General features: G+C 27.6%; 16 protein-coding genes. All 16 read right to left on the bottom strand.

What is annotated here, in order from left to right; translation table 11 throughout:
- Window positions 1-32: 32 nt before the first annotated feature.
- The 16 genes from QSV08_RS07815 to QSV08_RS07740 all read right to left on the bottom strand — a co-directional run bounded on the left by QSV08_RS07815 (window position 33) and on the right by QSV08_RS07740 (window position 15294).
- Entirely contained in the window at window positions 33-473 is a 441-nt protein-coding gene (locus QSV08_RS07815; protein WP_324027840.1) for a hypothetical protein, read from the bottom strand.
- Window positions 474-603: 130 nt separating this feature from the next.
- Window positions 604-993, bottom strand: a complete 390-nt coding sequence (locus QSV08_RS07810; protein WP_324027839.1) for a hypothetical protein — start codon at window positions 991-993, stop codon at window positions 604-606.
- Between the two features lie 229 nt (window positions 994-1222).
- Complete coding sequence (locus tag QSV08_RS07805) at window positions 1223-1795, bottom strand: DUF6985 domain-containing protein (protein WP_324027838.1); 573 nt, start codon at window positions 1793-1795, stop codon at window positions 1223-1225.
- Window positions 1796-1855: 60 nt separating this feature from the next.
- Window positions 1856-2659, bottom strand: a complete 804-nt coding sequence (locus QSV08_RS07800) for a hypothetical protein (RefSeq protein WP_324027837.1) — start codon at window positions 2657-2659, stop codon at window positions 1856-1858.
- A 73-nt stretch (window positions 2660-2732) separates the two neighbouring features.
- Entirely contained in the window at window positions 2733-3794 is a 1062-nt protein-coding gene (locus QSV08_RS07795; RefSeq protein WP_324027836.1) for a hypothetical protein, read from the bottom strand.
- Window positions 3795-3983: 189 nt separating this feature from the next.
- Complete coding sequence (locus tag QSV08_RS07790) at window positions 3984-4628, bottom strand: hypothetical protein (protein ID WP_324027835.1); 645 nt, start codon at window positions 4626-4628, stop codon at window positions 3984-3986.
- Between the two features lie 180 nt (window positions 4629-4808).
- Complete coding sequence (locus QSV08_RS07785; RefSeq protein WP_324027834.1) at window positions 4809-5945, bottom strand: hypothetical protein; 1137 nt, start codon at window positions 5943-5945, stop codon at window positions 4809-4811.
- A gap of 156 nt (window positions 5946-6101) precedes the next feature.
- Complete coding sequence (locus tag QSV08_RS07780) at window positions 6102-6809, bottom strand: hypothetical protein (protein WP_324027833.1); 708 nt, start codon at window positions 6807-6809, stop codon at window positions 6102-6104.
- Window positions 6810-6974: 165 nt separating this feature from the next.
- Window positions 6975-7418, bottom strand: a complete 444-nt coding sequence (locus QSV08_RS07775) for a hypothetical protein (protein WP_324027832.1) — start codon at window positions 7416-7418, stop codon at window positions 6975-6977.
- 8 nt (window positions 7419-7426) lie between these two features.
- On the bottom strand, window positions 7427-8173 hold the full coding sequence (locus tag QSV08_RS07770; protein WP_324027831.1) for a YqjF family protein: 747 nt from the start codon (window positions 8171-8173) through the stop codon (window positions 7427-7429).
- A gap of 150 nt (window positions 8174-8323) precedes the next feature.
- On the bottom strand, window positions 8324-9151 hold the full coding sequence (locus QSV08_RS07765; protein WP_324027830.1) for a hypothetical protein: 828 nt from the start codon (window positions 9149-9151) through the stop codon (window positions 8324-8326).
- 445 nt (window positions 9152-9596) lie between these two features.
- Window positions 9597-9989: a hypothetical protein gene (locus tag QSV08_RS07760; RefSeq protein ID WP_324027829.1), complete on the bottom strand. Its 393-nt coding sequence runs from the start codon at window positions 9987-9989 to the stop codon at window positions 9597-9599.
- A gap of 297 nt (window positions 9990-10286) precedes the next feature.
- Window positions 10287-12821, bottom strand: coding sequence for a BspA family leucine-rich repeat surface protein (locus QSV08_RS07755; RefSeq protein ID WP_324027828.1), 2535 nt, complete (start codon window positions 12819-12821; stop codon window positions 10287-10289).
- A gap of 184 nt (window positions 12822-13005) precedes the next feature.
- Window positions 13006-13209 carry a hypothetical protein gene (locus QSV08_RS07750; RefSeq protein WP_324027827.1) on the bottom strand — a complete coding sequence of 68 codons (204 nt, stop codon included), beginning with the start codon at window positions 13207-13209 and terminating at the stop codon, window positions 13006-13008.
- A 304-nt stretch (window positions 13210-13513) separates the two neighbouring features.
- On the bottom strand, window positions 13514-14032 hold the full coding sequence (locus QSV08_RS07745; protein WP_324027826.1) for a hypothetical protein: 519 nt from the start codon (window positions 14030-14032) through the stop codon (window positions 13514-13516).
- A 176-nt stretch (window positions 14033-14208) separates the two neighbouring features.
- Window positions 14209-15294, bottom strand: coding sequence for an SH3 domain-containing protein (locus tag QSV08_RS07740; protein ID WP_324027825.1), 1086 nt, complete (start codon window positions 15292-15294; stop codon window positions 14209-14211).
- Window positions 15295-15331: the final 37 nt, after the last annotated feature.

Genomic DNA, 15331 nt, shown 5'->3' with positions numbered 1-15331 from the left:
TGTATTTCCCTACTATTATTTTTACGTGACTGTTAAATATACTTTTCAGGGTTTTTCTGAAAATTCAAATATTTTGGGTTTTCACCTTCAAAATATCGATTTCCTTTTCCTATTTTAATACATATATCGAAGAATTTTTTCGCTAAACTATAATTCTTTAATTCAAAATATGTTTTCCCTGCATAAAATTCATAGCTCCCAGACCAACATTTTTGACTCTTATTAATTTTCTCTAATTCTTTTAACCAATTTTCAGCTTTATCAAGATTATAATTTTCATCTAAAATGTAGTCCAATACATAAGTACAGTAGTTATAACTTTCATTATATTCTTCTTTGGGTTCAGGTATAAATTCATAGGCTTTTACAAGACATTCTCCAGCTTTAATTGTATTTCCTTTTTCGTAGAAGTCAGAAGATTTTGTCAAATAAAGCTCCAACATACTTTCTATTTCTGTACTAAATTCTTTCATGTTTTATTCTCTAAATTGATTTTACCCACCCATACCTAATGGGTGCCTTCGGGTGAGTTTTCCTTATCTTATCGAAAGCGAAATTCTAAAGATTTATCTTCTCTATTATTTTATCAATTATCGGGCTATTCTAATCGTCCATTTTAGCTTGAGTAATATCGCTAAAAGTCGGAGGATTCTCAGTAAAACTTCCAACACCCTTTTTATTTACTTTGAAAAGTACATCTTTTGTAGTGGTGAATAAAACAACCGTCAAGAAAGATGTTTTAAGATGAGATTTCAAGATAATAAAAGCCTCATCTAAAGTGAGCTCTTCGGTTTGATCTTCGGTTTCTTTAGATCTGTAACGTAATTTAAGCAAGACTTTAAAGCCATCTTCAGAATAGATTGGTCTTACAAAAATGTTTCTCAAATTAGGCTTACCAATGGTTTTTGCCATGGTTAATTTTGCAAAGTTACCTTCTTCAACACTTTCTGTTACTTGTTTCCAGAAAATAAGAAATACATCTTGATAGGTCATAAATTATATATTGATGAGAAAAACGTCAAATTACCAAATTTCGTAAACTTTTATAACTTGTAGAGAAGCAAATGTCAAAAAAGAGTTTGATTGAGAGAACAAAAATTCACTTATGAATAGTAATATTAATGTTAGCGGTTTGTGTATAAAATGTAGCGTTTAGCAAGACACTAATTTTTGGTGTAAACACAAAGACCACATTAATTATAGCCTCTGTTGGCAACTGGCTTTATTTCCAGAATTGCCACCATTGTTTGTTTATGCTAAAAGTTTTCGATTTTTCTGTGTTTTTATAAAAATCAACTTCACTAATATCTCCATCTTGTTCACTTATTCTTGTCAATTTTTGTCCTTTTTTATATAAAATTTGTAGTCCGTGTTCTTTGTCCCATTCACATTCGCAGTTAAGGTTCACATAAATCATTTCTTTTTTACCATGACTTCTTGTAACAATTATATGTTCTCCTGATATAAAATCCCAAATTTTATTTTCATCTTTTATTTTCCAAAGATTTTGGTTAACCTGATCAGAGCCAATTGCATTTCGATATTTCATGCAGTGTTTGAATAGGAGTGGAGTCAATAAAGTTTTTTCATATTTAGACTTTTCCAAGAATACTTTTAAGGCTTCATCAGCTTCTTTAATAAAATCAGTATCTATTTCAGGTATAAAATCTATAAAAGCAATCTCAACTTTTTTATTGTTTAAAAGTGGAATTTCAATTAGTTCACTTTTCCACCAATGCTCAAAATTTTTGTCTTGCGTTAATTCTCCTATTATTCCACTTTGTATTGTTTTCATTTTTGCTTGTTGCTAACGGTTGGTATAATGAAGGGAAGCCTACTATAGCTATTGTTGTACCTATTTTATTTTTAACTGTTTTTTTATTTTATCTAAATCTATATCTTGATTTTTTGGGATTGGAATATTAATATCAACATTTCTATTTATTATTGAACCTGAATCTCCGCCATCTGAAGTAGGAGGTGAGTAAAATCTTTTTTCCACCTTAAAACTTAAACAATTCGTTGAATATAAATTTAGTTTTTCAATTTTAACTAAACGAATACCATTATCAATATCTTGATATTGATTAAAAGGATAATAAATTTCGTTTATAGTTAGGCCTTGTTTATAAACCTTCACTTCATATGTTTTTTCAAATACTTGATTTTTTAATTCACTGATGAACTTACCTAATGTAAATGGAATCATTGGAATTATAAGAATTAAAATTAGCAGTATCAGAATAATGGAAAGCATTGATTCTGTTTTAGAAATAAAGAATAATGTAGCAGATATAGGTATCCATATTAATGAAATCTTTAATAAATAAAAAAGTCCTTTTTTTTGATATTCCTTTTTTTTGAATTTTTTCCAATAAGGCGTTTTATATTTCCAATGAATAATGGGATTGACTTCGTTAAGGCTGGCTTTATTTTTTTTTACTCTATAATTCAAATTTGAATAAATAATGAACATAGAAGCTAAACAACTAAAAACCATAGTTAATTGAAGTTCTAATTTATAGTTGTTTTTGATTTCGTTAAAATCACCATTTGAGAAATATATAATTGCAAATGATATAAAAAATAGCATTAATAACGATACAAATAACAGTATTATGAGAACTTGTAGTATTGGATGTAGTTCTTTACTATTCATAATGCTGTACAAAGTTTCTGTATAAGGTTAGTTGTGTATTTAAGCAATGAATTATATTCGGTATTGGCAAACCTTAATTTATTTCTATATCTACTTTAATCTTCTTTGAGATGAATTTAGAAATATAAAAATAGAAATTGTTTATTGCGTAGTCATCGACCTTTATTACAACAACTTCCTCTTCGTAATTTTTTCTTTCATTGTCTAATTCAAAATAATTTTTTAATTCTACTACTGTTTCAAAATCAAGTCCTTGTTTTAGTCTTAATTTTTTATAATAATCAAAAGGCAACTTAATTGAAGTGCTACTACCTCCATTAAGTTTAATTTCAAATGTTTCATTTTTTTCAATAAGTTGATAATGAATTGCGTTGGCGTCAAATTCTAAAATTTTTATTTTATTTGCGCCTATTGAGATTGTTTTTCCAATATCTTGCTTTGTTACTTTTTTAACTTCATATTCTACAGGGATATTTACATCTAGCTCTATGTATCCAAATAGTTTCTTATATTTTGGATTTAAACTTTTATTACATACCTGTACTCCATGATAATATTTCCCTTCCTTCTCATAGAACCCTTGCCCGCATAGCCAAGTATATTCTTCTTCTATCTTAACAATATCTCCGTTTTCATTTTTTAAATTGTATTCTAAATTTTCAAATTTAATATGGTCTAAAATATTATCACGTGTTTCAAATGATCCGTTGCGTTTGTATTCATCTAATTCACTAATACTAAGCTCTAGCACATTTTGAGATATGACTTGAATATTTTCTGTTATCTTTTCTTGATTGTTTGAATAACCATCTTTTTGAGCATAAAGTGAGTCACTTATGTTCTCTAATATTTGATAAGCTTGTGGTTTTTTTATACCATATTTCCATGGTAAATTGATACTATCAATATCTGTTTTAGATTTTAATTTAGAATTTTTAGTTGTCACAGTTTCATAAATACCTTTATAAAATGAAAAATAATCTGACGTTTCTTCATTTTCATATTGACTGTCAAAATATTCTTGATCATCAAAATACTCAACTATTTTTTTATCTTCTAAGCTAGAAAATTCTTTTTCTTGACATGAAATTAAATTCACTCCGATTATAATAATAATTAGACAATATTTTTTCATAAAGTTTACAAACGTTTGGTGTGTGGTTAATGCGATAATTGAAGGTCTGCTAATTTTTAATTCTCGCACAAGACAATGGATTTAGTTTGCCTTTATCTTTTTTTGTTCTAAAGCCATATGATTTAGCAGACTTAGTATATATTCATTAAATTTTGGCTTAAAAAAAAATCGTATTAATTATAATCATTGTTACCACACATTAATTTTAGATGTTGATTTTAATTTTTTTTCATTTCTAGAAATCATAATCACTTCGTTTATGTTGCTTTTAAAGTCTGAAATATTATTTAAATCTAATATAAGTTGCTCAACTTTTAGTTTCAGCTCTAATTGCCAATCATATTCTAACTTATTTTTTAAAATTAGATTGAAATAGCGTTCAGACTCATTAGGTTGGTTATTTAAACCGCTAATAATTGCTTTATGGTAATTACTCCAAACTGTATCTCTTTCAAAATCGTAATTTAGAATAGTTTCTTGTGTTGATTGTAAATCCACTAGTTTTTTTCTAATTAGCAATACTTTTTCTAAACCTAATTTCACGAATTCAATTACTATATTTTCAAATTGTTCTTCATTTTTATATTCGCAAAATCCTTTTTCTCTATAACCGATGTCAAAAGATAAATGGTCTTGTTTATACCAATGAAAACAAATTCCAATATTTAAATAAGTGCCTCGAGCTCTTCCTGATGGTTGAAACTCTATTATAGTGGAATACCAATATTGGTCATCTAACCAAATTCTAGACTGCCCTTTTTGTACAATGCCATATTCATTAAATACTTTTTTTGCAGTTCTGTTAATTATTTTTGAGTGCTCAGGTAACGCCATTAATCGTCTAGTTCAAAGTTGTGTAATAATTTGTGGTAACGTTCAGTATAAAAAGCGCAGGTTAAAAAAACTAAGTTTCAGTTTATTAGTTAGCTATATATATTGTTATTGTATTGAAATATGAATATTTTTAAGTAAGCAAGTACTACGTAATTAATTTTACAAGCGTTAGTAAATATTTTATATGTCATTATAGTTTTTGAATAAATTCATATAGAAGTATGCCATTTCTTTAGAATTAATCTCTCCATAATTCATTCCGCTACCTGTAAAAAGCATCACCTCTTTTTTATTTATTTTAGTTTTTACAAAAACTGCATAAACTGAATTTTGATTTTTTAAAATAAAAGAATTTTCATCTTGGTATTCAATTTTTAAAAAATTATGATTTGATCGAAAATAGCTGATTCGGTCTTTTAAATCTGTATTATAAATTGTTTCAAATTCAATAGGGTTGTTTTTAGGTATTTTGCTTAAGGCATTCCATAAATTTATTCCTTCTTTATCTAGCTTTAGTATGGAAATTAAATTGTGATTTCCATATAATTTTTGAGTATAAATATCATCTTTTCCTAAAGAGTTACTTGCGTCTAAAATTTCATTGACGATGTCTTTATATACTTTTTTATTTAAAATTGTTAAAGAGTTTTTAAAAGAATCCCAATCTAATAAATCTGTAGGTTTTGATTTTTTGTATAAATTTTTAGCAATTCGTAATTGATTAATTGAGATATCTAATAATTCATTTTCATTCGCTTCTATACCAATATTATCATTTTCGTTATAAAAAATTGAATAAGCTTTTTCCTCTTTTAAGTATTTAAAAAACAATACAGCAATAGCGCCTTTTTTTGTTTTAAAAATAACACTTTCTTTATCTGAAAAATATATTTTTCGGTAACTATCAGAGTTTATTTTTTTAAACTTGTCAGTAGTAATAGCAGTGGAATCATTTGTTGTTATAATCTCTAAAATTCCATCATTCGAAAGATATGATTTGTAAGGAATATTATCTCCTAAAAAATATTGATATTTATAGTTTGATGAGTCAGTATCTATTTTTAAGTCACATAAATTCCACTTATTTGGAAAAAATTCTTGTGAAATATTAATTGTATAATTAAATGGTATTGAGAATTCTTTTTCTTCTGTTTTTGATATGTAATTTGGAACTTCAAGCTCTAATAAGTTATCTATATAGGTTGAATCTGTCTCAATATTTTCAATTAAGGTTATATCTAAGTTCTCTTCCTTTGTATTATCTTTTTGCTTACAAGAAAATAATGCTAATAAACTAAATATTATTATGTATCTCATGGTATGTTTGCTTATGTACAAGTATAGTTGCGGGTTTGTATGCAGGGTTTTTTTAAAATGCCAATTTTTATATTAAACTGACTTTATAGAAAAACATTGAACTTCGAAGTTAACACAAAAGCCCTATGTGTTTTTTACATTGTTAACGGTAGTTTTCTATGAATAAGAGTTAATCAATAAAACTTTTCTTTCTTGTACGTTAAAATATATTAGACTATCGTTACCATCGGTAAAGAATTCGCTTGCAATGGTTTTGCCAATTAGTTCATAGTTTTCTATGTTTTTTATCTTAGGCTTGTCTAAATGATTTAATGTTCCTTGCATTTCTCCAGTTAATATAGAATAAACGAAAGGAGTTTCTCTGTTATGCCAGTTTTCTATTAAGTTTCTAAATGTCGAGAATTTTGAACTTAATAGATAATTCAATTTTACAATTGAATATTCATAAAATGTACCTATGAAATACTCGGAATCAAAATCATTAATTTCAGATTTTGGAACTTTTGAAATTACTTGTTTTATATAATCTTCAGTACTTGTTTTTTCTGACAAAAATTTTTCTCCATTAATTTCAAAATCTTTTTCTAAAATCGTGTAGATATTTTTAGCATATTCTTGGCCTTTGTAGACGTTTATATTTCCGTTAAATGAATACTTATCATCTTCGTAATCGAATATGCAATATTCTTCACTATTTAATTCATCATTTAGTTTTTCATCAAACCATAAACCATTTGACGATATAAAGTGAATTTTATTGTTGTCAGCATCTTCAAAGTAAACAGAACATAATGGATAAAATATTCCCTTTAAAGTATTATCTACAAATACATCATTAAATTCTGGATATAACGCTATTTTCATTCTTGAATTTTATTTTTTTAATTACTTCTAAAGGTAATTTAAGTATAGTTGCGAATTTATAAGCAAGTTTTTTTTGAAGTAAAATCAGCTGTTACAAGCATACAACGATCTTGGCCTAAGTACTACTTCGTAATTATTTTTAAATGGTTTTATAGTAGTTTTTTATTATCGATAAGCATAAATTATTAAATTTTCGTTGTTAATTTCCATTTCAAATTTTCCAACAGAGTCAATGATGCTCTTTATGTTGGTAATATTTTGATTATAGATTTTTGGTTCTAATTTTTGGTCTCTCATTTGCCTGTCAGATGTCCACTCTTGCGGGAATATAATTTGTTCAATTTCCTTAAATGCACAAGGTCCGCCAAAAGTTATATTATCATTTGTGCCAGTTTTAGAAAATGACTCATTAAAATTATCTGCATTTGGTATTTCTATTTCTCGAAGAATAGTATCGAAAACACTTTTAATCAAACACTTTTTTGTCTCAATCGAATTATTAGATAATTCTTTGAACAACTTTGTCCATTTTGAATTATTCATAAATTGTCCAGAAAACATGTCGATTTTGGTTTTCAGTTGTTTTTGGTATTTCTCAATTTCAATCAAAGTCCGTATTAATTATACCCATTATTATAGCCAGTTTTCTCTTTTTTATTTTTGCCCCAAGCAATAACTTTTACTCCTTTAGAGTATTGAATTTTGTTTGGTTCGTTTCTTATGAGTTTGTCAAATCTTGGATAATTAAATTCTAAATGTCTCAAGTCAATTTCATTAATTGACCATGCTAAATGATGAATTTCAAATTCGTTAATCGACTCTTTGGTATCTTGAAAAAGGGCATATCTTTCGGTCAACCACTTGTCTAATTCTGTTTTCTCTGTAATTTCTTTTCCAATTTCGAATTGTAAATTTAATCTGTCGTTATATTCCGTGTTGTTGGATTCGTATTTGTCTTCAGTCCGTTTTATTTTTGAAAATCTATATGGAAGTTCAGACATGCCTTTTGCAATTTTACAAGACAAACTTTTTCCACCTTCTATACTTAAAAAATATACCCCAGTTTTATTGTTAGATTTTACATAAGTTCTGATGTTTATCTCATCAAAATTCGAAATAAGAGGGAAAGAAGGTAAGTTCTTCGGTCTTATCTTTTCCATTGTAAAAGCAACAACCGAAATCCAAGGTTTTCCATCAAAAAGGTCAATTTCAAGTTCTTTGGGTACAAATTTTTTCAGTTCATTTAAATCGACCTGCCAATGAAGAAATATTGCATTATTCCACTCTTGATAAAATTTCCACTTTTCAGTCGGTATTTTCCAAGGTCTGTGTTCAGTTGTATTTAAAATCTCTTGGATGGTCATTTTTTAAATTTGTTATAAAAGTTATTTATATGAATAATTGCGGGTTTGTATGCAAAGTTTTTTTGAAGTAAAATCAGCCGTTAGAACTACGCAACGCTCTTTGCCTATGTAGCTACTTCGCAATTATTTTTAAATGGTGTTACCTTATGTTTATTCGTAGTACGTTATTTCTCGTATTTCTACAACAGTTTTTTTACTGTTATTAAAATGTTGTTTTTCAATCCAATTATTTTTTGAATCGTATATATACTTATATGATTCTTTATCGTCAATAGTGCCTTCATACATATGATATTTAGTTTCATTGCCATATTGATCATATTGTTTATCAATTCTAAAGTCTACAGTACCATCGTTTTCATATCTTACCCATTCTAATTCATTACCATCTTTATCATTTTTAGATGTTTGTTTAAAATCAAATGAGCCATCTTTATTAAATTTTTTAGCCATTATTAAATATCCGTTTGCATCATATTCATTCTCCCATCTAGAATAATCATCTTTTGAACTATAGTGTATTATATATTCCATTTCAATTTCATGCCCTATATCGTTATACTTATAAAGACGAGTTTTTAGCTCAGAACCATCTTTTCTGTATATTATGTTCTTTAATTTATATCCTTTGTCATTAAAGTGAGTTATTGATTTCATTGTTAAGATGGTATCTGATTCATACCTTTTCATAATATTTACATTCTTAACACTATCATATTCATAAAAATTTTTAGCGGTAATTTGGTTTGTGTCATCGTACCAATGCATTTCTTTCATATAACCTTTTTCATTAAACTTAATGAAAACTTGTATTTTTTTTGAGTCTATACTTTCATCAGCTTTATAAATAAACCCCTTTAAAGATTTTACTTTTCCAAAAGTGTTTATTTCATCTAAATCATTTTTAATATTATTACTTTGTTGTGCATTACAACTTGTAATTATTAATGCTGTTATAATAAATTTTAATACGTTCATATTTTAATATTACTTAATGTGTTGCTATGATTAGTGCGAGATTAAAAGCGATTAATTTCGTATTGAGTATGTAGCCAAAACTTTTTATTTTGTCTTACCTTTTTTGCTCTAAAGCCAAGCCAAAAGGCTTTGTGTTCTCTATAAAAAAAACGTACTAAACCCTTATTAATTATAGTTATTATTACAGATAGGCTACATTTTTCTAATATTTTTATCATTCTATAATACAGTCAATCATTCAATAGATGCCTCTCATTTTTAGATTTTGTAAGTAAGTTGATTGTCTTTAGAATAGCTTCCTTCTCAAAAGTCAATTATGCTCTATAGTCTTTTCGAATGCCTGGTCTTGACCTTTTTTAATTCTTGTCAGTTAACAATTACTTTCATTTGTTTACATCAATTTGTAATACTACAGGCAATTAATTTTATCTTCTTTTTAATTATTTTATATCCCAGTACTCTTTTTTTTCGGATCATATAATAGTTCAAGAATTATTGTGAAACCAATAGCTAAAAGAATTGGAGTTACTAATAGTAGTAGTTGAGTGAAAATGTCACCTCCTTTATTTTGAAAACCTATAGCTATAAAAGTTAGAACATAAATTACTAAAGCAATATGGTATCCAAATAAATACTGCTTAATAACTTTCTTATTTAATTTCTTTATTTGTGAATATAAAGTGAATGAAGATATTACTTGAAATATTCCTAAGGGGACTGCTATTATTGCACTAACCATCTTCCAGTCTTCTTCTAATTTACCTTCCAGAACACCTAATAAAAGACATAAAATAAAAGGAGCCATTATGAACCTATTAATAGTAGTTATTGTTTTCAAAGAGTTTTCATGTTTAATTAGTGAAAATATTTTATGCTACTTCTTAATTTTTAAAGGACTTTATAACCTATCACATATCAGAAATTTTAAATCAGTATTTTAACCACATAGTGTTGAATTAATTTTCTAATTAGTTGAAATTTTTAATTTTTTATTTAAATGTTAGGAGTAATTTTTTTTAATGGTTGGTAACGATTCTAGTATGGTGTATTTGCACCTCTTAAGGAGTATATAAATTATTTTAAGCCGGCTATTCTAGGTGTTATTCTAATAATTACGACTTTTATTAATCTCAAGCTATTTTAGAAGTCCTCCATCAAATATTTTCCAGCCTTCACTTATTATTTTTTCTCTAGCTTCTTTTCCCTTAGTAGAATATGTTATTTTTCCTGCTCCAAAAGTCACGCGATTGTTATTTTCTTGATTTTGCCACCCTATTAATAAATTATCATAATTTTCTGTCGATAGATTTGAATCATAAAACATATCTAAAGCAGAAGTTAATTTAGAGATATGCCATGTTGATAGATTTTGATTAAATGTAAGTGCATTTGTGAACATATAATTCATGTACTTAACTTTAGATGTATTCCATTTACTTATATCTTGATCAAATAAACTGGCAGCTTTAAACATAGAACTCATATTAATAACATTAGAGGTGTCCCAATCACTAATATCTTGATTAAAAGCAATTGCATTATTGAACATATTGTCCATAGACTCAACATTAGAGGTATTCCAATTATTAATATCTTGGTTAAATGATTCAGCATATCCAAAAACGTATGCCATGTCCATAACGTTGTGTGTATCCCAGTTATTAAGAGGTTGATTATATGCCTTGGCAGCATGAAAAGCAGAAGACATCATTTTAAGATTAGAGGTGTCCCAATTGTTTATATTTTGATTGAATGATTCTGCACTATGAAACAAAGCAAATATATTTGTAATATTAGCGATGTTCCAATTATTAAGAGGTTGATTAAATGAATTAGCGCTATGGAATACTTCTTCTAAAACTGTTAATTTTGATATATCCCAATCATTTATATCTTGATTAAATGATTCGGCCATTAAAAACATCTCATTTATATTTTCTACATTAGAGATATCCCAATTACCAATCGGTTTATTAAAAGCCTTTGCACTCTCAAACATAGATTTCATTGTTGTGACCTTTGAAGTGTCCCAGTTACTTATGTTTTGATCAAAAACATTTGCTTGATGAAACATGTTTTTCATTGTTGTGACATTAGAAGTATTCCAATTGTTAAGAGGTTGATTAAAAGACGATGCCCCATGAAATACATTTTCTAAACTAGTAATATTAGAAGTATCCCAGTTATTAAGTGGTTGATTAAAAGAATGGGCGCTAAAAAACAAATCTTTCATACTCTTAACATTTGAGATATCCCATTTTTCTAATGGTTGGTTAAATGATTTAGCATAATAAAATGTTTCATTCATATCTGTTACATTAGAAGTATCCCAATTATTAATATCTTGATTAAATGAATCAGCCTTGTAAAATACTTGTTTTAGACTGGTCACTTTTGATATGTTCCAGTTACCTATGGGTTGATTAAACGATTTTGCTTCATAGAATATGCCAGAAATATCTGTTACATTAGAAGTGTTCCAATTGCCAATAGGTTGGTTAAATAATTCTGCCTCGTAAAACATTGAAGACATATTTGTTACATAAGAGGTGTTCCAATTACTAATATCTTGATTAAAGCTGCTAGCTTTCTCAAACATAGACGTTATATCAGTGACGTTAGAAGTATTCCATTTACCTATAGGTTGATTAAATAATTCTGCATTGTCAAACATTGAATACATATTTGTTGCATTAGCCGTGTTCCAATTACTTATGTCTTGATCAAATGATTTTGCTTTGCCGAACATGCGGCCAAAATTTTTAACACTTGAAGTATTCCATTTACCTATGTTTTGATTAAATGACTCTGCTTCATAAAACATGGAATGCATAGTGGTTACCTTAGAAGTATCCCAATTGCTAATATCTTGATTAAATGCGCTTACTCCAGCAAACATATTTTCCATATCCTCCACATTAGAGGTGTTCCAATTGCCAATAGGTTGATTAAAGCTTGAAGAGTAAAAAAACATATAATTCATATCGGTTACTTTAGAAGTGTCCCAACTACTAATATCTCCATCGAAACTGTCGATTTCTGAAAACATACCTTTCATATTAGTCACTTTTGAAGTATTCCAATCTTTAAAATTTCCATATAAAGCGTCACATTGGTTAAACATATATTCCATATTTGTGACATTAGATAAATCTGGCGAATCTGTTGCTTTAATACTTAAATACGGGCATTCTGAAAAGGCACTTTCCATTGATTTCCATTTTTGAGAACCCCATTGTTCAACAGATATAAGTTTTTCTTTTCCATCAAATTGTCCAAAATAAATTTTTGGAAATTCTCCTGTAATAGTAATGGTATAGTAGCCGCCTTCATCATAAGAGTGTGTTATGTTTTCTTGTACTTGGCTATCTTCAGTACCATCACCCCAATCAATATTATAATTATATGTATAATATTTATTATCAGTAGGTATGGTAATAGAATCTTCATATTCTAGATACCATTCGGTTACAAAACCTCTAGCAATGGTATCAGAAATAATAATTTTCTCATCTTCTTGTGTATTTTGAGTTGGTGTCTGTAATGAGTCTTGCAGTTTTATTACCAGTGTAGTATTTGAATTTGATTCTTCTTTTTTCTCTTTTTTACAAGAAACTAATAGAACACATGATAAAAGAATCAAGTTGAATAAGGCTATGAAATTTTTCATTTTTTGTATTGAGAAATGGTCTAATATTATTTTATTAAGCCTAATTACAACGTAATTGTTTATGATTAGTTGCATGGTTTAGCACGAAAGTCAGCAAATAAAGACCCAGTTGAAAATCTGAGAAGTTTTTAGTGAGTAGGCTAGAGGTAAGCAATAAATTATACAAGGTGTTAGCCTTAGTTTACTATTTGATATAGTTTTCAGGATGTGAATAAAAATCTATATAAATTTCATCTTCATCTTCAAAATATCTCATACCTGCCTCTTTTACAACCTCTTTGAATTTTTTAAGAGACTCTTCATATTCTTTTACTCTAAATTTGTACTTAGCAATGTTAAAAAGACAGTCATCATCAAAATAATGTAATTCGTTGTTTGAATTAATCATAATATTAAGCCACTCTATTGTCTCTGTCTTTTTCTCTTTCCTCTAAAAAATATTGATTTGCATTAAACCTTAAATTGTCTATTTTCTCTTGTATTTTTTTGTCTAAAATTGCCATATTTTATTAAAAGTTAATATAGAATTGTTTCTGTGTTATTTATTTTCTTAATTAAGGCTTACAGTTATGTATAAGAATAGTTGCGGGTTTGTTTGCTATGATTTTTCGAAGAAACAAGACATTACAAACGCACAACGACCTAAGCTTAAATACCAAGCCGCAATCTTTTTTCGGTGTTACCATACGTTTTTAGTTTAGTAACTTTTTTAGTTCAATGATATCTTTTTTGGCGTATTTAAGATGACTCGACCTATCGCCACAATATATATAAGGGTCGGAGTGACCCAAAAACCTTTTTTCCCGTTCTGTTACTTTTTTAGCATAAATCAAATATTCTTTGTCCAAAATTAATAAGGGAGAAATACTGCTGTAAATTCTTGCGAACACTTTTATTTGTTTTTTATTCTTTCCTTTAAATTGTTCAGAAACTTCAAAAACATACCAGTAATTTTGAATTGGGCGAAAATCAGTTGGTCCATTTTCGTCAAGGTCGGAAGATTTTAAAGTCTCTATCCTGATGATTTCAATTACTTTTCCAATGAAGACATATTCAGATTTGTCAAATTCATGTGAAACTGTTGAAATATCAACTATTCCTGGGTATTCAACACATAATCTTTTTAAGTGAATACTGTCAATTACTTCTCTTTTTCTTTGACTGAAACCAAGAAAAGAAATTAGTAATATGAATAATGTAATGTTCTTCATTTAACGTATGGTAAGGGTTATGTATAAGAATAGTTGCGAGTTTGTTTGCGAAGAATTTTCGAAGGAAAATTAGAAGCTAGCAAATAAAGTAACTAAAATTAGTTAAGCACCAATTAGCATTTTTTATATACTTGTTTAGTATTGTTTTTTGTTTATTCAGTTATTATTTACAGTTTTTAAGATTTGAAAGGAACTAAAATTTGAAGACTTTCATATTTTGGGTTGTATTCGATTATATTATTTTCATCAAACAAAAGATTCAGTTTAGAATATGGGTCATCTAGATATTCTTCTATTTCCATTACATTGACCATATTCATATTGAACCCAAAAAAAGAATTTGAAATTTCTATGATTGTCATTACTTCATCATTATAATCAGTTGGTACGATAACGATTGCTTCTTTTTCAGCATTGTAAAATTTACAGTTTTCAACAGCAATTATAGAATCATACATGGTAAGTAAATATTGATTAAAATCACAATATTTAAAGTATATATCGCAATCTGGGTTAACATTGAATCTTCCGTTTTCTAAATCAATATTGGTGAAATATACCTGTTTAGATTTTTCAATAGAAAGGCCTTTTGGTCTGTTGTTTGCGTCTTCGTTAGAAAACCTCAAATTATTAAAAGTGATTCCTTTACATTTTTCTATTACGGTTTCACCCAAGATTATTTCAGATTTTATGTCACTTGTAATTTCCAAGTCGTTTAATCTTATGAGCATCAATCCGCTAAATTTATCTTTGTACTCGTTCACCTCTATTCCTTTGCCATTAGTTTGTCTTTTGTTGAAATTATATTTAGATAATGTATTGAAATTGTCTATTCCGTATTGTTGTAAGTCTAACTTTTCGGCTTTAATGTTCAAAGTTCTTTTGTCTCCTATATTATCAAAAAATTCCTTTTCAGTATAGATGTCAATGTGCTGTCTGTTTGGGTTATAATTTTTGTGTTTATAATCTAATTTGTAATTTAAGAACTTGTCAAAAACGTAACCCTCTATGTTTTCAAAAGAGATTTTTTTCCATTCACCAACGACTTGTCTTTCTTTAGACAAAATTATTTGTTCAAACTCCTTAGACGACTGTAATATTTTTACTTTTCCTTTATAAGGTATTACACCTATGCGCTCAGCCTTTAAAGATGGGGTATCTCGAATAGATAGACCGTTATTAGAATTAACAATGGCTGTAATTGTTTGTGCATATAGTTGAGTTGCTAATAGTAAAACTATAGTAAGAAAAACATATTTCATATCTTATTGACTTTAAGGGTGTAACAAAAGGTTGCTG

Source organism: Maribacter sp. BPC-D8 (assembly GCF_035207705.1).
Lineage (GTDB): Bacteria > Bacteroidota > Bacteroidia > Flavobacteriales > Flavobacteriaceae > Maribacter.
Note: the sequence above shows the minus strand (reverse complement) of the source record. Positions and strands in the feature narration are given on the sequence as shown.